At 67.2% G+C, this 16,420-nt stretch carries 13 protein-coding genes; 11 read left to right on the top strand and 2 right to left on the bottom strand.

The window, feature by feature from the left end; all coding sequences use genetic code 11:
- The first annotated feature begins 512 nt into the window (after window positions 1–512).
- The 7 genes from DESTE_RS02645 (at window position 513) to DESTE_RS02615 (ending at window position 10,551) form a co-directional block, all read left to right on the top strand.
- Window positions 513–2,618: a methyl-accepting chemotaxis protein gene (locus tag DESTE_RS02645; RefSeq protein WP_035064701.1), complete on the top strand. Its 2,106-nt coding sequence runs from the start codon at window positions 513–515 to the stop codon at window positions 2,616–2,618.
- 329 nt (window positions 2,619–2,947) lie between these two features.
- A complete protein-coding gene (locus tag DESTE_RS02640; RefSeq protein WP_035064698.1) occupies window positions 2,948–4,768 on the top strand; it encodes a methyl-accepting chemotaxis protein in 1,821 nt (606 codons plus the stop codon).
- Between the two features lie 202 nt (window positions 4,769–4,970).
- Entirely contained in the window at window positions 4,971–5,333 is a 363-nt protein-coding gene (locus DESTE_RS02635; RefSeq protein WP_012611617.1) for a response regulator, read from the top strand.
- Between the two features lie 276 nt (window positions 5,334–5,609).
- The gene (locus tag DESTE_RS02630; protein ID WP_035064695.1) at window positions 5,610–7,784 is read left to right on the top strand and encodes a chemotaxis protein CheA; all 2,175 of its coding nucleotides are present in this window, start codon (window positions 5,610–5,612) and stop codon (window positions 7,782–7,784) included.
- Window positions 7,781–8,668, top strand: a complete 888-nt coding sequence (locus DESTE_RS02625; RefSeq protein WP_051384267.1) for a CheR family methyltransferase — start codon at window positions 7,781–7,783, stop codon at window positions 8,666–8,668. Before DESTE_RS02630 ends, DESTE_RS02625 begins: the two co-directional genes overlap by 4 nt.
- The gene (locus DESTE_RS02620) at window positions 8,665–9,735 is read left to right on the top strand and encodes a protein-glutamate methylesterase/protein-glutamine glutaminase (protein WP_035064692.1); all 1,071 of its coding nucleotides are present in this window, start codon (window positions 8,665–8,667) and stop codon (window positions 9,733–9,735) included. The genes DESTE_RS02625 and DESTE_RS02620 overlap by 4 nt, the downstream gene beginning before the upstream one ends.
- Before the next feature lie 138 nt (window positions 9,736–9,873).
- On the top strand, window positions 9,874–10,551 hold the full coding sequence (locus tag DESTE_RS02615; protein ID WP_035064690.1) for a nitrite/sulfite reductase domain-containing protein: 678 nt from the start codon (window positions 9,874–9,876) through the stop codon (window positions 10,549–10,551).
- A gap of 106 nt (window positions 10,552–10,657) precedes the next feature.
- Here the strand turns inward: DESTE_RS02615 and DESTE_RS02610 are convergent, their stop codons facing one another.
- Together DESTE_RS02610 and crcB are read right to left on the bottom strand one after the other, a co-directional pair.
- Entirely contained in the window at window positions 10,658–11,095 is a 438-nt protein-coding gene (locus tag DESTE_RS02610; protein ID WP_245590704.1) for a DUF190 domain-containing protein, read from the bottom strand.
- Window positions 11,096–11,203: 108 nt separating this feature from the next.
- Window positions 11,204–11,578, bottom strand: coding sequence for a fluoride efflux transporter CrcB (gene crcB / locus DESTE_RS02605; protein ID WP_035069482.1), 375 nt, complete (start codon window positions 11,576–11,578; stop codon window positions 11,204–11,206).
- A gap of 122 nt (window positions 11,579–11,700) precedes the next feature.
- Here crcB and DESTE_RS02600 point away from each other — a divergent pair, with 122 nt between their 5' ends.
- The 4 genes from DESTE_RS02600 (at window position 11,701) to aat (ending at window position 16,329) form a co-directional block, all read left to right on the top strand.
- Window positions 11,701–12,351, top strand: a complete 651-nt coding sequence (locus tag DESTE_RS02600) for a class IV adenylate cyclase (protein WP_035064688.1) — start codon at window positions 11,701–11,703, stop codon at window positions 12,349–12,351.
- Between the two features lie 355 nt (window positions 12,352–12,706).
- A complete protein-coding gene (locus DESTE_RS02595; RefSeq protein WP_035069479.1) occupies window positions 12,707–13,009 on the top strand; it encodes an ATP-dependent Clp protease adaptor ClpS in 303 nt (100 codons plus the stop codon).
- A gap of 3 nt (window positions 13,010–13,012) precedes the next feature.
- Window positions 13,013–15,487, top strand: a complete 2,475-nt coding sequence (clpA, locus tag DESTE_RS02590; RefSeq protein ID WP_035064685.1) for an ATP-dependent Clp protease ATP-binding subunit ClpA — start codon at window positions 13,013–13,015, stop codon at window positions 15,485–15,487.
- A gap of 20 nt (window positions 15,488–15,507) precedes the next feature.
- Entirely contained in the window at window positions 15,508–16,329 is an 822-nt protein-coding gene (aat, locus tag DESTE_RS02585; RefSeq protein WP_425411702.1) for a leucyl/phenylalanyl-tRNA--protein transferase, read from the top strand.
- The last annotated feature ends 91 nt before the right edge of the window (window positions 16,330–16,420 follow it).

The raw sequence follows: 16,420 nt of genomic DNA, 5'->3' as shown, positions 1-16,420 counted from the left end.
CCTTGCCGCCCACGTCCGCTTGCCCGCCGGTTCTTTCCCTCTCTCTCCCCCCCTTTCCCTCAGCTGTTGCAGCGTTCTTCCGCAATACCGCCACGCTCTGCCATGGTGCGTCCGTTGCGGCGCCGCCGTTGTTTTCCCCCTGTGTTTCGGCAGTTCCTGCCGATAGGCCGGGTGTGCCCGTACGCCGTACCGATCTTCAACGGTGTTGCGGCGGTCTGATGGGACGCTGTTCGGCCCAGGCGTCCGGTCCTGACGTCCGACCCAGACTTCTGGCCCAGATGTTTGCCAGATGTCTGGCCCAGATGCCGGGCCCTGACATCGGGCTTGGATTCTGGACCGGGCTGGCGCAGGCCGGGCCCCCATGCCCCTGTCGCGTCCTGCCCGGACAGGGACCAGGGCGGGGCTATCCCGGGCCTTCGCATGATAATCTGGAAATCCCGCTTGCTTGGGCCGGGTAACACGGTACATTCGGCTCTGCTTCCCGGAACAACATCACCGCCCCGGAGACTGCCATGGAAAACTCGCGTTCGCCCTTTCCCATTGTCCTGGCCGCACTTGGTGCCGCATTGAGCCTTCTCGCCGCCGGTCTTGCGCTTCCGGGCGGCGTCGCGTGGTCCGGCATCGCCTTGTGCGGCGGTCTTGCACTGACCGCCGGGGTCATTGCCTACGCGATGCGTGCCACCGCATCGTCGCTGGAGCGGCTGAGAACCGAACTGGCAGCGCTGGGGCCGGTGCGGGTGCGGGACGACATGCGCGCCCGGGATGTGGCCCCTCACCCGGCTTTGGAGGCCGCAGCCCGGCTGGAGGCGGATACCACTCAACTGCATACGGCCTTCGACGTCATGACCGCTCCGGTGTTGCTGCTGGATGCCTCGGGCCGCATCGCCAGGGTCAGCAAGGGGGTGGTCACCCTGGCGGGACTGTCGGAGGAACGGATGGTCGGGCGCACCCCGGCCGAGGCACTTGCGGGGGGCGCGGGGAATAACGGGTCCGCAAAAGCCGCGCTGGATTTCATGCCCGTGCTCCCCACCACTTCCATGCACCGCGACGTGGAACTGGCCACCCCGTCCGGGGTACCCCTGTCGTTGCAGGTGCTTTCCGAATCCCTGGTGGATGCCGACGGCATCGTGACCGGTGCGGTGGTGACCTTGTTCGACCACAGTGACTCGCGGCGCGAATGTTCGGCCCTGGAATTGCGCCAGCAGGAACTGCTGGCCACGGGGGCCGATATCAGCGGGCTGGCCCAGCGGGTGGCGTCCGCTTCCGAAGAACTTTCCGCCTCGTCCGACGAGCAGGCACGGGGGGCGGCACGTCAGAAGGAGCAGGCCGCGTCGGTGGCCACGGCCATGGAGCAGATGCGCAACACCGTGCTGGAGGTGGCGCGCAACGCATCGGCCACCTCCGACGCCGCCCAGGGCGCCCGCGACGATGCCACGGCGGGCGCGACACTGGTGCAGCGCGCCGTGGAAGGCATCAACGCCGTGGCCGAATCGGCCGACCGGCTGGCCACGGAACTGAACCAGCTGGACGGTCAGGCGGGCGAGATCGGCCGCATCATCGGGGTGATCAACGACATCGCCGACCAGACCAACCTGCTGGCGCTGAACGCGGCCATCGAAGCGGCCCGCGCCGGGGACGCCGGGCGCGGTTTTGCCGTGGTGGCCGACGAGGTGCGCAAGCTGGCCGAAAAGACCATGTCCGCCACCAAGGAAGTGGAACAGGCCGTGCGCACCATTCAGCAGCGTTCGCACGACGCCATGCAGTCCATGCAGGTTACGGGCGGGCAGGTGACCGAAAGCACGCGTCTTTCCAATGAAGCCGGGCAGTCCATCAGCCGCATCACTGCGCGCATACAGGACATGGTGGAGCGGGTGGCCCAGATTGCCACGGCGGCGGAGCAGCAATCCGCCTCGGCAGAGGAAGTCACCGGCGCGGTGGAGGCCATCGCCACGGTGGCCGGTGAATCGGAAACGGGCGCGGTGCAGGCCTCTGCGGCCACACGGTATCTGGCCGGGCTTTCACAGGAACTGCTGACCCTGGCCGTGCGCTTCAGCGAGGCCAAGGTGGACGCGACCAAGCTGTGGAAGTCGCAGGGGCAGATGCGCGGGGTGCTGCCCAAGCTGATGCAGGAATTCGCCGTGGGCAACTACGGGCGCGATGTGGTGGCCAAGATGCTGGAGGCCATGGGCAACCCCGTGTTTCTGGCCACCGCCAACTACCCGGACCAGGTGCTGAAGCAGATGGCCCACGAGCTTTCGCGCATCACGGGCGATTCGACCAGGGAAGTGTTCCGCAAGCTGGGACGTTACACCATGGATGGTTTCTACAGGATGTACCGCCGCTACTTCAAGACCAACGACCTGAAGGAACTGTACCTGGGCATGGATGCACTGCACAAGCAGCTCACCAAGGACTATCCCGGCATCAATCCACCAGCGTTCACCTATGAGGACAAGGGGAACACCCTTGTGATGACCTATCGATCCTCACGCGCGCTGTTCGAGTATTTCGAGGGCATCATCCTTGGTGCGGCGGACTTCATGAAGCGGAAGGTCGATGTCAGGCTGACCCCGCAGAGCGAACATGTGGCACGAGCGGAAATCCGCTTTCTGGACTGAGCGCGCAATGTCCATTGACGGAAAGGGGACGTTTTCTCGCGGGGGCTTCCCCATTTTATACTTTAAACACGATGGGCGGTGCGGTACCATACATTTGCTGATGCCCTTGCCTGTGCGCACGGGCAGGACGGCGGGCGGCACGGGCGCGCGCCGGGATGGCGCAATCCGGCTGCCCGGGGGAAAGAAAGACGGCCGGGAGGGCTGCGGCGGCGCGCAGCAACGCCGCAGGGCAGGGACCATGACACGGCAGGGTACTTTGGTGCGGCGGGTTTGATGCCGCGACAGTCCGGGCATCGCGGGGATGCAGAACCACTGGAGACGGGACGCAGATGCAGGAATACACGGCGCTGGCGCGCGAGGTGCGGGAGCGGCTTGATCGTGTGGGCAGCGGGCTTGCCCTGCTGGTGCAGCGGCGCGAAGACGACTTTCTTGCCCTTGGCGCGGAATTGCAGGACGTGGCCATGCGGGTGCAGGATATCGCCGCGGACAGCCAGAAGCTGAACCACATCGCCTCGGGCGACACCGTACGCCATATTCTGGAAGAACTGGTGGCGGAACTGGACGCCATGCAGACCCTCTGCCACGTGGACGATGATGCCAAAGACGTCGCCATGCTGGCCCGCGCCCGCGAACTGGTGCACGAACTTTCCAAATCCATACGCGACTACGCCCGCGTGGTGCGCACCCTGCAGATGCTGGGCATTTCCACGCGCATCGAAAGCGCCCGCCTGGGCTCCGACGGGCGCGGCTTCAGCACCCTTGCCGACGATGTGGAAAAGCTGGGCTACAAGATCGTCGAATATTCCGATCGCATCATGCAGCAGGCCAAGACGCTGGACACCCTGGCCGAAAAGGCGGAGGCCAGCACCCGCGAGATGCACGAGATGCAGCGTGAATGCGCCTATTCGGTGTTCGGCTCCATCCGTGACAACATGGACACCCTGCACGAAGTGGCCGAGGGCAGCCGCAAGGCCTCGGAAGACGTGCGCGGCCACACGGCGGACATTGCCGTTTCCATGGGACACATCATAGGATCCCTGCAATTTCACGACATCGTGCGCCAGCAGGTGGAACACGTGGAGGAAGCCCTGGCCGACGCCCGCGCGGGTCTGGAAGGTTCCCCCGCCAATTCTTCCGCCAGCACCCCCGGCACTTCGGACGAACCCCCAGCCGACGAGGCCCTGGCCGTGGAACTGGCCGTGGCTGCGGACATCTGCGCCTTGCAGCAGGCCCAGTTGGAAAACGCCCGGGGCAGTTTTTCCGATGCCGTTTCCACCTTGCGGCGCGAACTGACGGCCATTGCCGCCAGCGTGCGCGGGGTGGGCCAGCGGACTGGCGGGTTTTCGGACGAAACGTGCCTGGGCGAAGGCTGCGGGGGCACTGCCGTTCTCGACCACATGGAGAGCAGCGTGTCGGAAATCGCCACGCGCATGCTGTCGCTGGCCGAGCAGGGCGAGCGCATGGGCCACGTCATGGTCGAGGTGGCCGAGATGGTGGCGCAGATGAGCGCCTTTCTTGAAGACATAGAAGACGTCGGCGACGAGATAGAGCTCATTGCGCTCAACGCCAGCATCCGCGCCGCACATACCGGTGAAAAGGGCAAGGCCCTGGGGGTGCTGGCCTCGTCCATCCAGCGGCTGTCGCAGGACGCGGGCGAAAGCACCACGGCCCTGGCCACCCTGCTGCGCGAGGTGGACGGTGTGGCCGGGCAACTCAAGACCTACGCCACCGCCTATCTCGACTCCTCGCGAGTATCCGAAATTTCCGAGGAACTGGAAGGGCTTACCCGTGGCCTGCGCGAAGTGAACGGCGAGGCCGCGCGGCTGTTCGCCAGTGTGGGACTGGCCTGCACGGAACTGGCCGACCAAGTGGACCATGCGGTGAAGGGGCTGGATTTCGACGCGCAGGTGGTGGCCGGACTTTCCGGGGCCGCCGACGACATGGGCGAGACGGCGGACATGCTGCGGGAACGGGTGCCTGCCTCGGCGCGGGCGGCTGCATCGCACCGCCTGGCCGCCATGCGTGACCGCTATACCATGGAGCAGGAACGGGTGCTGCATGGCCGCGTGCTGGGCGGCGGTCATGCGGCGCAAGACGCTGCCGCCGACGGAAGCGGGGACGGCTACGGCGACAACGTGGAACTTTTCTGAAAACACGGCATCGCGGCACCCTCCGCGATGCTCGCCGGACGCATGACCGGCCCGGTGACCATCAGGCTCATCCGGACCAGACGGCCCATGTGGCCCATGTGGCCTGACGCGACCGACAGGCCGACACCGGCCAGGAGATGTCGCCGTCAGCCATGCCCGGCGCTGAACCGCCAACTCCGAACATTCGAGCACGAGGGATCTCATGAGCAAGCTCATCATGACGGTGGACGATTCGGCGAGCATCCGGCAGATGGTAGGCTTCACCCTGCGCAACGCCGGGTATGAAGTCATCGAGGCCAAGGACGGCAAGGATGCGGTGAGCAAGCTCTCCGGCCCCATCAAGATGGTGATCACCGACCTGAACATGCCCAACATGGATGGCATAGAGCTGATCCGGCAGATTCGCGCCAACCCCGCGTACAAGTTCATCCCGGTCGTCATGCTGACCACCGAATCGCAGGCCACGCGCAAGCAGGAAGGCAAGGCCGCCGGGGCCACGGGGTGGATCGTCAAGCCGTTTCAGCCGGAACAGTTGCTGGCCGTGGTCAAGAAGGTGCTCGGCTAGGTCCGGCCGGGCGCATCGACGGGCCACCGGAACACCGGTTGGGTACGCAAGGCTGAACGGGAAAGCCGGGGGCAACCGGCCCACCAGCCTGGCAATTCACCAGGTCTCGAAACCCCGCACAGGCTGGGTGTGCCCCTTCAACGCGCCCCGTTTGTCCTTCTGGCAACACGATCAAGGGCGGGCCGGATTCCCGGAACCGGGGCCCCCTGGTATTGACGGAATTGGCGGAATCAGCGTGCCCGGCATGATCAGGCGGGCCGGACAAGGAAGTACCGCATGCAATCGCAGGAAGACGCAAACAGGGCAGCCTTCATCGAAGAGGCGCAGGACCTGCTGGCGGAGCTGGAAACGGCCTTGCTGGAACTGGAGGCGCAGCCCGATGACCGCGACCTGGTGGCGCGTGTGTTCCGGGCCATGCATACCATCAAGGGCTCCGGGGCCATGTTCGGCTTTGACGACATCGCCCACTTCACCCACGACGTGGAAACGGTGTTCGACCGGGTGCGCAACGGCGAGGTGCCCGTCACGCGCCAGTTGCTGGACCTGACCCTGGCCTCGCGCGACCACATCGCCCAACTGCTGCACTGCGCGGTCACCGGCGACGCCCCGGACCTGACGCACGCCGCCGCCATCACCGCCTCGTTGCGGGCGCTGGTGCCCGCAGCCGTCACTGCCGCCGATGCCTCGCCGCACGACGCCGCCGACGGTGAATGCCCGGCGGAACCGGAAGCGCCGTGCCCCCCCTGCGCCCGCACCTGGCGGGTGCGCTTTCGCCCCGCGCCGCCGATTCTTTTCAGCGGCGCCAATCCCTTGTCCCTGCTGGACGAACTCCGCGACCTGGGCGGAGCGCAGGTGTTCCCGCACTTCAGCGAAGTGCCCGGCCTTGACGAATTGCAGCCCGAACTCTGCCACGTGTGGTGGGACGTGCTGCTTTCCACCGAGTCGGACGAGGCCGCCATTCGCGACGTGTTCCTGTTCGTGGAGGATGACGCGGACATCGACATCCGCCTGGTGGACGATGCGCGCATCGTGGATGATGCCGCCTACAAGCGGCTGGGCGAAATCCTGATCGAACGCGGGGACGTCAGCGCCGACGACCTGCACCGCGTGCTGGACGAACAGCGCCCCCTGGGCAGGCTGCTGTCCGACGCGGGCGTGGTGGAGGCCGAGAAGGTGGACGCCGCGCTGGCCGAGCAGCAGGCCATGCGGGCCATCCGCCAGACGCGCGACAAGGAATCTTCCGTACGCGAGGACTCCGGGGCCAGCATCCGGGTTGCCGCGTCCAAGCTGGACTTTCTGGTGGACCTGGTGGGCGAACTGGTCATCGTGCAGGCGCAGCTTTCGCAGGCGGCGCATCTGCGCAGCGACCCCGGCCTGCTGGGGCTGGTGGAGGAACTGGAGCGCCTCAGCGACGAACTGCGCGACACCACCCTTGGCATCCGCATGCTGCCCATCGGCACCACGTTCAGCAAGTTCCGCCGCCTGGTGCGCGATCTTTCGGCGGAACTGGGCAAGGACGTGGAACTGGTGACCCTGGGCGGCGAGACGGAACTGGACAAGACCGTCATAGAACGCCTGGGCGACCCGCTGGTGCACTGCCTGCGCAACAGCCTGGACCACGGGGTGGAATCGCCCGACGTGCGCGCCGCCGCGGGCAAGCCGCGCACCGGCACGGTAACCCTTTCGGCGGCCCATGCCGGGGGCGAGGTGCTGATCACCATCGCCGACGACGGCGCGGGCATCGACCCGGTACGGGTCATGGACCTTGCCCGCAAGCGCGGCGTTATCGCCCCTGATGCGGACCTGCCGGCGCGCGAGGCCATCGAGCTTATCTTCGCCGCCGGCTTTTCCACGGCGGAAAAGGTCACCAACGTTTCCGGCCGGGGCGTGGGCATGGACGTGGTGAAGCGTTCCATCGAGGCGCTGCGCGGCCGCATTGAACTGGACAGCGCGGTGGGCAAGGGCACCACCCTGACCATCCGCCTGCCGCTGACCCTGGCCATCATCGACGGGCTGCAGGTGCTGGTGGGCGGCGAATCGTACGTCATTCCGCTGAACCACGTGGAAGAATGCGCGGAACACGCCACCCCCAGCGCGGCCGAGGGCAGGCAGCGCATCATCAACCTGCGCGGGGAAATCGTGCCCTACATCCGCCTGCGCGAGCTGTTCGCCTCGTCCGGCCCCGCGCCCGCCATCGAGCAGGTGGTGGTGGTCGATGCGCAGGGCAGCCGGTTCGGTCTGGTGGTGGACTGCGTGGTGGGCGAGCACCAGACGGTCATCAAGAGCCTGGGCCGCATCTACAAGGATGTGCCGGGCATTTCCGGCGCCACCATCAAGGGCGACGGCAGCATGGCCCTGATCCTGGACGTGCCCGGCCTGGTGCAGCTTGCGGCGGACCAGCCCCAGCGGGGGCAGCGCGTTCCGGTGGCGTCGCACGGGGGCGGTGCATGAACTCCACCCGCAGTGACGGTCCGGCCCTGCCCCCAGGCTGTGCCCGCCCCGGCCCCATGTCGCAGAAGCTGTTCGACCGCATGAGCCGCTTCGTTTACGAACAGGTGGGCATCAAGCTGCCCGGCTCCAAGCGGGTGATGCTGGAGGCGCGCCTGCAAAAACGGCTGCGCGTGCTGGGCATGGCCAGCTACGACCAGTACGTGGACTATCTGTTCACGGAAAAGGGCGTTGCCGAGGAGTTGCGCAACTTCATCGACGTGGTGACCACCAACACCACGGAATTCTTCCGCGAGCCGCGCCATTTCGACTATCTGACCTCCACCTTGCTGCCCGGCTGGACGGGCGAGGCAGCGCGCCTGCGCGCTTCGCGCCCCCTGCGGGTATGGAGCGCGGGCTGTTCCATCGGCATGGAGCCCTACACCCTGGCCATGGTGCTGCGCGACTACGAGGAACGCACCCCCGGCTTCAGCTTTTCCATCCTGGCCACGGACATTTCGTCACGGGCGCTGCAACAGGCCGTGCGCGCCGTGTACGACGAGGAGCGGGTGCACAACGTGCCGGACCAGTTCCGCAAGCGCTACCTGCTGCGCAGCCGCGACCGTACGCGCCGCCTGGTGCGCATCGGGCCGGAGTTGCGCTCCGCCGTGCGCTTCGAGCGGCTGAACTTCATGGATCCCTTCAGCTTTTCCGAGCCCATGGACATCATTTTCTGCCGCAACGTGATCATCTACTTCGACAAGCCCACGCAGGAAGGGCTGTTCAGCCGGTTCTGCCAGTGCCTGCGTCCCGGCGGGCACCTGTTCATCGGCCACTCCGAAAGTCTTACCGGCATGGCGTTGCCGCTTGAACAGGTGGCGCCCACCGTCTACCGGAGGACGCGATGACCGCCCGCCGCATCAAGGTACTGGTGGTGGACGATTCGGCCCTGGTCCGCCAGACCCTGGCCGACATCGTCGCCAGCGACGAGGAACTGGAACTCATCGGCACCGCATCCGACCCCTTCGTGGCGGCCAAGCGCATGGAAACGGTGGCCCCGGACGTGATCCTGCTGGACGTGGAGATGCCGCGCATGGACGGCATCACCTTCCTGCGCAAGATCATGACTCAGCACCCCATTCCGGTGGTGATCTGTTCGTCGGTGACGGAGCAGGGGGCCGAGGCCACTTTCAAGGCCATGGAATACGGCGCAGTGGAGGTCATCCAGAAGCCGCGCATGGGCACCAAGCGGTTTCTGGAGGAATCCAGCATCCGCATCTGCGATGCGCTGAAGGCCGCCGCCCGGGCCAGACTGCGCAAACTCAGCCCGCTGGCCGCCGGGGTGCCGCCCAAGCTTTCCGCCGATGCGGTGCTGCCCGCCGCCACCCCGCTGACCACAACGGTGCAGCAGACCGAGAAGGTGGTGGTCATCGGCGCATCGACCGGTGGCACGGAGGCCCTGCGCGTGGTGCTGGAGGCGCTGCCCGCCGACTGCCCGCCCATCGCCATCGTGCAGCACATGCCGGAACACTTCACCGCCGCCTTTGCCAACCGGCTCAACGTCATCTGCCGGGTAACGGTAAAGGAAGCGCAGGACGGCGATGCCATGCGGCGCGGCCAGGTGCTCATCGCGCCCGGCAACCTGCACATGCTGCTGAAACGCAACGGCTCGCGCTACTATGTCGAGGTGCGCGAAGGCCCGCTGGTGCGCAGGCACCGGCCATCCGTGGACGTGCTGTTCCGTTCCGCCGCCCGGTACGCCGGGCGCAACGCCGTGGCCGCCATCATGACCGGCATGGGCGACGACGGCGCGGCGGGCATGAAGGAACTGTTCGACGTGGGCGCGCACACCATTGCCCAGGACGAGGCCAGTTGTGTGGTCTTCGGCATGCCGCAGGAGGCCATCAAGCTGGGCGGCGTGCGCAAGGTGGTTTCCCTGATGGAAATCGCCCCGGCCATCATCCGGGCCTGCTGATCCCGATGACGGCGATCGGACCGCAGGCCCCCGCACATCGGTACACGCAACGCATGTGGCGATTGCCACGGGGCTTTCCCCGGGGTGGTCGCCATGTTCCCCTCAACGACAACGCATACGGACCAAGGAGCATCGGACATGACTGATACCGGCACGCCGGAACCGAGAGGCGCCATTCTCCAGCGCGACAAGCAGACCTACGCCATCGTGCCCCGCACCCCCTGCGGCATGCTGTCGCCCGAAATCCTGGACGCCATTTCCCGCGTGGCGCGCAAGTACGCCATCCCCATCATCAAGATTACCTCCGGTCAGCGCCTTGCCCTGGTGGGCATGACGGCGGAGCAGGTGGAACCCATCTGGGAAGACCTGCGCATGGATGTGGGCCGCGCCGTGGAACTGTGCGTGCATTACGTGCAGGCCTGCCCCGGCACTGCGGTCTGTAAGCTGGGGCTTCAGGATTCGCTGGGGCTCGGCATCGAGATCGAACAGACGCTGGCGGAACAGCCCTTCCCGGCCAAGGTCAAGTTCGGCGTGTCCGGCTGCCCCATGTGCTGCGGCGAAAGCTACCTGCGCGACGTGGGGCTGGTGGGCACCAAGCGCGGCTGGACGGTGATCGTGGGCGGCAATTCCGGCGGGCACCCGCGCATCGGCGACGTGCTGGCCGAAGACCTGACCCGCGAGGCGGCGCTGGACCTGGTGCAGCGCTTCATGGCCCTGTACCGCGAAAACTCCGGCAAACGCCTGCGGGTGTCCAAGTACGTGGACAAGACCGGCATAGAGGCCATTCGCGCCGCGCTGTTGCCCGCCGCCGGGTAGGACGCGGGGCGCGAGCCCGCATGAAATGCGTACGGCAGGGCCGCCTTGGCGGTCCTGCCGTTTCTGCATCCGTGATGCGGATGCGGGATATGGGGCGTGGAGCGTGCTAGATGCCCTGCCTGCCGCTGCCCCGGCTGTCGTTGCCCTGTCCCGCCTGACCTGTCTGCCCTGTCTGCCCTGTCTGTTTGTCCCGGCGCGTTTCCTTGCCGGGGCCGTGGCGGTACAGCAGCACTCGCACCGGGTCCACGGTAACCAGGCCCTCGGACAGCAGTTCCTCGACGCGGGGCAGGAATGCCTCTATCTTGGGGGCGTCATCGATGATTTCGATCACGATGGGCAGGTCTTCGGACAGGCGCAGCACCCGCGCGGTGTGCACCACGCTGTTGGCGCCAAAGCCCGCCAGCCCACGGAATACCGTGCCGCCCGCCAGTCCTTCGCGCCGGGCCGATTCCAGAATGACGTCGTGCAGGGCGCGGCCCTTGTGGGTGTCGCGTTCGCCGGTGTAGATGCGCAGACGCAGGGCGTCGCCAGAAATGATGCGCATGGCGTGCTCCTTCCGGTTGCGGATGCAATGCCGTTTTTCCATGGGCGGGCAGGGCGTGGAGCTGGCCCAGAGTGGCCGTCCGGTGTCTCGGACCAGTCGTCCGGTGTCCTACACCAGCCGTCCGGCGCCAAGGCCCAGCCACACCAGGGCCAGGCCCAGCAGCAGCTGGCCGCCCGCGTACAGGGCAAAGGCCCCCCACTGCCCGGCCTCCAGAAGGCCCAGACTTTCGAAGGTAAAGGTGGAAAAGGTGGTGAACGCCCCCATGAAGCCGGTCAGCACGATGGTGCGCACGTCCGGAGGCAGGGAGATGCGCTGCTCGCAGAATCCCCAGACAAACCCGAACAGCAGGCAGCCCAGGATGTTCACAACGAAGGTGCCGAGCGGAAAGGAACCGGGCGCGGCCCGCTGCACAAGCCCGGCCAGGCCGTAACGGCTCAGGCTGCCCAGGGCGCCCGCAAGGCCCAGCAAGACGATCTTCTGCACGAAAAGGCCCTCTTTCGCGCCGCACGGGGCGGCGCCCGGCCGTGCCTCGTCTCCGTCTTCCACGTGCTGCCGCGATGGCAGCGGGAATGCGGGATGGCGGGGACGCGGTCCATGGAGTTCACATGGCACTGGAAATCGAAATCAAGTTCCCCGAGGCGGACCTTGCCGCGCTTCGCGGCGCATTGCAAGCGCTGGGGGCCATCGGCGGTTCGCCATATCTGGAATGCAATCGGGTGTACGACACGCCGGGGCGCGAACTGCGCGCGGCAAATACCTTGCTGCGCCTGCGCACCAAGACCGGACCGGACCTGCACGCCGCGGTGCTGACCATGAAAAAGCCGCCGGACGCAGCGCATGCCTCCATCCCCGCCGACGTGAAGGTGTGGGACGAGGTGCAGACCGGCGTGGCCGATGCGGACGCCATGCACCAGGTGCTGACGGGCCTGGGGTACGGCGTGGCCTTCGGCTACGACAAGGTGCGCGAGGTGTGGCGCATGGCCGGGGTGCACGTCTGCCTCGACACCATGCCCTTTGGCCCCGTGGCGGAACTGGAGGGCGACCGCGAGGCCATTCTGGCAGTGGCCGACAGGCTTGGCCTTGACAGGGCGCGCGCATCCACCGCAACGTATCACGATCTGAACCGCCAGTGGCGGGCGTCGCAAGGGCTGCCCCCGTCAGAGGATTTCACGTTCGACGCGACAGGGCTTGCCGCCGCGCGCCGGGTGGTTTTCGGCAACGGCGGGGGCGGGGCAGGCACCTTTGGCGCGGAGTGATCCGGAGCCATCCGGTGTGACCCCGTGCAATGGGGCGCAATGGGGCGCAATGGGGCGCGATCCGGCCCCGCCTGAAAAAGGTCACGATCATTCGGCCTTGCGGTCTTGCCCTGTGTGACCGCAAGCCCCTCGACAGCGGGCGGCGCGATGTTAGTATAAGAGCGTGCCGCCGTGCCCGGCCCGCGCGGCCACGTCGGCATTGCCGGACAGCGATGGCACATGCCGGGGCGCGGACACTGGCGGCCACCCGGAAACAGCGAAACGAGCACCCATGAGCACCCATTCCGACACCCAGCGTTTCCCCGCCATTCCGGCGTGCATGGCAGGCCCTTCAGAACCCGCTGGCCCATCGGGCTTGCCCGATGGCGGCAGGGACACCGAGATCCTCATCGAGGACGAGGTGCGCGAGCCCCGGATGTTCCGGGTGCTGCTGCACAACGACGACTACACGACCATGGAGTTCGTGGTGTCGATCCTGGTCGAGGTGTTTCGCAGAACACCCGACGAGGCGACGCGCATCATGCTGGCCGTCCACGAGAAGGGCGTCGGCGAATGCGGCGTGTACACGGCAGAGGTGGCCGAAACCAAGGTCGCCCTCGTGCATGCCCGCGCCCGGCGCGAAGGCTATCCACTGCGCTGCACCCTCGAAGAGGTATGACACATGATCGGAAGACGCCTTGAAGCAGCGCTTACCGCCGCCGTCAACGACGTGCGGACGCGCAACCACGAATTCCTGACGCTGGAGCATCTGCTCTACGCCATCACCGGCGAGGACGCGGGCAAGTCCATCCTCGAATCCGTCGGGGTGGACGTGAAGGCCCTGCGCCTGCGCCTGGAAACCTTTTTCGCCACCCATCTGGAACCGCTGCCCGCCGACACCCCTACAGAGGTCGTCCAGACCCTGGGCGTGCAGCGCGTGCTGCAGCGGGCCATCCGCCACATGCAGTCGGCGGGCAAGGCCGCCGTGGAAATCGGCGACGTGCTGGCCGCCATCTTCGAAGAAGACGACGCCTACGCCACCTATTTCCTGAAATCGCAGGGGGTGACCCGGCTGGACGTGCTGCAGCACATTTCGCACGGCATGCCCGAGGGCGGCGAGGGGGACGGCCCCGGCGACGCCGAGGGCGAGGAGGGCGCGCCCGATTCGCCGCGCACCGACGCGCTGGAAAAATTCACCGTGGACCTTACCGCCCGTGCCCGCGATGGCCGCATCGACCCGCTTATCGGTAGGGCCGGGGAACTGGAACGGACCATTCAGGTGCTGGCCCGGCGGCGCAAGAACAACCCGCTGTACGTGGGCGACCCCGGCGTGGGCAAGACCGCCATCGCCGAAGGGCTGGCCCTGCGCGTGGCGGGCGGCGACGTGCCCGAGGAATTCCGCGACGTGCGCATCTTCGCCCTGGACATGGGCGCGCTGCTGGCGGGCACCAAGTACCGTGGCGACTTCGAGCAGCGGTTGAAGGGCGTCATCACCGACCTCGGCAAGGTGCCGGGGGCCATCCTGTTCATCGACGAAATCCACACCATCGTGGGTGCCGGTTCCACCAGCGGCGGCTCCATGGATGCCTCCAACATCCTCAAGCCCGTGCTGGCCGACGGCAGCATCCGCTGCATCGGGTCCACCACTTACGAGGAATACCGCAACCATTTCGAGAAGGACCGCGCCCTGTCGCGCCGGTTCCAGAAGATCGACGTGCAGGAACCCTCGCAGGACGAATGCGTGGACATCCTGAAGGGGTTGCGCCCCTACTACGAGGACCACCACAAGGTGCGCTACACCCTGCCCGCCCTGCGCGCGGCGGTGGAGCTTTCCGCCCGGTACATTACCGAGCGGCTGCTGCCGGACAAGGCCATCGACGTGCTGGACGAGGCGGGCGCGGCGGCCCGGCTGCGGCGCGGGGCCCGCGCGGCGTCGGCATCCGATGCATCCATCGGCGTGAAGGACGTGGAAAAGGTGGTGGCGCGCATGGCGCAGATACCGTCGCGCACGGTGTCGTCCAGCGACCGCGACCGCCTGCGCACCCTTGATGAAGACCTGCGCAACGTGGTGTTCGGACAGGACGCGGCCGTGGGCATCCTGTCGCGAGCCATCCTGCGCGCGCGGGCGGGGCTTGGCCGCGAGGACCGGCCCACCGGCAGCTTCCTGTTCTACGGCCCCACCGGGGTGGGCAAGACCGAACTGGCCCGCCGCCTGGCAGAGGTCATGGGCATCGGCTTCGTGCGCTACGACATGAGCGAGTACATGGAGAAGCATTCCGTGTCGCGGCTTATCGGCGCGCCCCCCGGCTACGTGGGCTTCGACCAGGGCGGCCTGCTGACCGAGGCCATCCGCAAGCAGCCGTACACCGTGCTGCTGCTGGACGAAATCGAAAAGGCCCATCCGGATATCTTCAACATCCTGCTGCAGGTCATGGACTACGCCACGCTCACCGACAACACCGGGCGCAAGGCGGACTTCCGCAACGTGGTGCTGATCATGACCTCCAACGCGGGCGTGCGCGAAATGAGCGCGCCGTCCATCGGATTCGGGGCCACCGCGCAGGAAGACGTGGCGGGCAAGGGGCGCAAGGCCGTGGAGAACATGTTCAGCCCGGAATTCCGCAACCGGCTGGACGCCATGATCCCCTTTGCCGGGCTGACCACCCCGGTCATGGAGCGCATCGTGGACAAGTTCGTGCTGGAACTGGGAGCCGGGCTGAAGGACCGCCGCGTGCGTCTGGAACTGACCCCGGCGGCCCGCGCGCGCCTGGCCGAAAAGGGCTTTGAGCCTGCCTTCGGGGCGCGCCCGCTGCGCCGGGTGATCCGCACCGCGCTGGAAGACGAACTGGCCCGCGAGGTCTTGTTCGGCAAGCTGCGCAAGGGCGGCACCGCCATCGTGGACGTGGCCGCGCCGGAAGCGGCAGCCGCGCCCGCCAAGCCCGCCCGCAAGGGGAAGGGCAAGAGCGCGGCGAAGGGTTCGCCGTCTGCTGACGTGGCCGCGAATGTGGCCGCTGACGGGGCCGTGGCTACGCCGACAACTGCCGCCCAGACAAGCTCCGTTCAGACCGGGCCGCCCGACGCGCAGGGGATTGCCGGGCTGGGGCTGGTGTTCCGTTACGAGCCGCTTGGCGGCGACGAAGCCGCCACCGGAAAATGAACGTACGCGTGCTGGGTCGGATGACCGGGGATGGTTCCGATTTCCCCGATCCGGCTGCCGCACCGCCAGAGGGGCTGCTGGCCGTGGGGGGCGATCTTTCGCCCGCCCGGCTGGTGGCTGCCTACCTGCGCGGCATCTATCCCTGGTACGACCGGGGCACGCCCATCCTGTGGTGGTCGCCCGATCCGCGTTGTGCGCTGCTGCCGGACGAACTGCACGTGGCGCGCAGTCTGGCGCGGTGCATCCGTTCGAACACCTTCGAGGTTACCTTCGACAAGGCCTTTGCCCCGGTCATCCGGCGCTGCGCGGGCACGCCCCGGCAGGGGCAGCGCGGCACATGGCTGGTGCCCGCCATGATCAACGCCTATGAGGCGCTGCATCGTCTGGGCATCGCCCATTCGGCGGAGGCATGGCAGGACGGCAGGCTGGTGGGCGGGCTGTACGGCGTGGCCCTGGGCGGGGTGTTCTACGGCGAATCCATGTTCCGCCTGACGCCCGATGCCTCCAAGGTGGCCTTCACCTGGCTGGCGTCATGGCTGAGCCAGGCGGGCTGCACCCTCATCGACTGTCAGCAGACCACGCCGCACATGGTGCGCTTTGGCGCGCGCGAACTGCCGCGCCCGGAATTTCTGGCCCGGCTGGCGGACGGGGTGCGCGGCGGGCTGCGCCTTGCCGACGGCAGCGAGGCCCGCTGCCCGGATATTTCAGCGTTGCCGGTGCGGACATTGACGCCGGGGCCGGACGCCCCGTGGATGGGCGCGCAGCAGACAGGAGTGGACGCCAGTTCCGATCAAAGACCGGCCAGGCACTGGCGTGTCCCGGCCGGTTTCAGGCCTCTGTAGTCGGCGATGGGTGGAGCGGGCGACGGGTGGAGTGGGTCAGACGGCCCGCCAGCGCACCGCGTACGTTTCCGTACCGGGAGGTGCACCGTTC

Source organism: Nitratidesulfovibrio termitidis HI1 (assembly GCF_000504305.1).
Classification (GTDB): domain Bacteria; phylum Desulfobacterota; class Desulfovibrionia; order Desulfovibrionales; family Desulfovibrionaceae; genus Cupidesulfovibrio; species Cupidesulfovibrio termitidis.
The sequence above is the reverse complement of the archived record's forward strand: the minus strand, read 5'-3'. Positions and strand labels throughout refer to the sequence as shown.

Excerpts from the sequence above, each read along its gene's own strand:
- DESTE_RS02645 (WP_035064701.1), top strand. The coding sequence starts at position 513 with ATGGAAAACTCGCGTTCGCCCTTTCCCATTGTCCTGGCCGCACTTGGT.
- DESTE_RS02640 (WP_035064698.1), top strand. The coding sequence starts at position 2,948 with ATGCAGGAATACACGGCGCTGGCGCGCGAGGTGCGGGAGCGGCTTGAT.
- DESTE_RS02635 (WP_012611617.1), top strand. The coding sequence starts at position 4,971 with ATGAGCAAGCTCATCATGACGGTGGACGATTCGGCGAGCATCCGGCAG.
- DESTE_RS02630 (WP_035064695.1), top strand. The coding sequence starts at position 5,610 with ATGCAATCGCAGGAAGACGCAAACAGGGCAGCCTTCATCGAAGAGGCG.
- DESTE_RS02625 (WP_051384267.1), top strand. The coding sequence starts at position 7,781 with ATGAACTCCACCCGCAGTGACGGTCCGGCCCTGCCCCCAGGCTGTGCC.
- DESTE_RS02620 (WP_035064692.1), top strand. The coding sequence starts at position 8,665 with ATGACCGCCCGCCGCATCAAGGTACTGGTGGTGGACGATTCGGCCCTG.
- DESTE_RS02615 (WP_035064690.1), top strand. The coding sequence starts at position 9,874 with ATGACTGATACCGGCACGCCGGAACCGAGAGGCGCCATTCTCCAGCGC.
- DESTE_RS02610 (WP_245590704.1), bottom strand. The coding sequence starts at position 11,095 with ATGCGCATCATTTCTGGCGACGCCCTGCGTCTGCGCATCTACACCGGC.
- DESTE_RS02600 (WP_035064688.1), top strand. The coding sequence starts at position 11,701 with ATGGCACTGGAAATCGAAATCAAGTTCCCCGAGGCGGACCTTGCCGCG.
- clpA (WP_035064685.1), top strand. The coding sequence starts at position 13,013 with ATGATCGGAAGACGCCTTGAAGCAGCGCTTACCGCCGCCGTCAACGAC.
- aat (WP_425411702.1), top strand. The coding sequence starts at position 15,508 with ATGACCGGGGATGGTTCCGATTTCCCCGATCCGGCTGCCGCACCGCCA.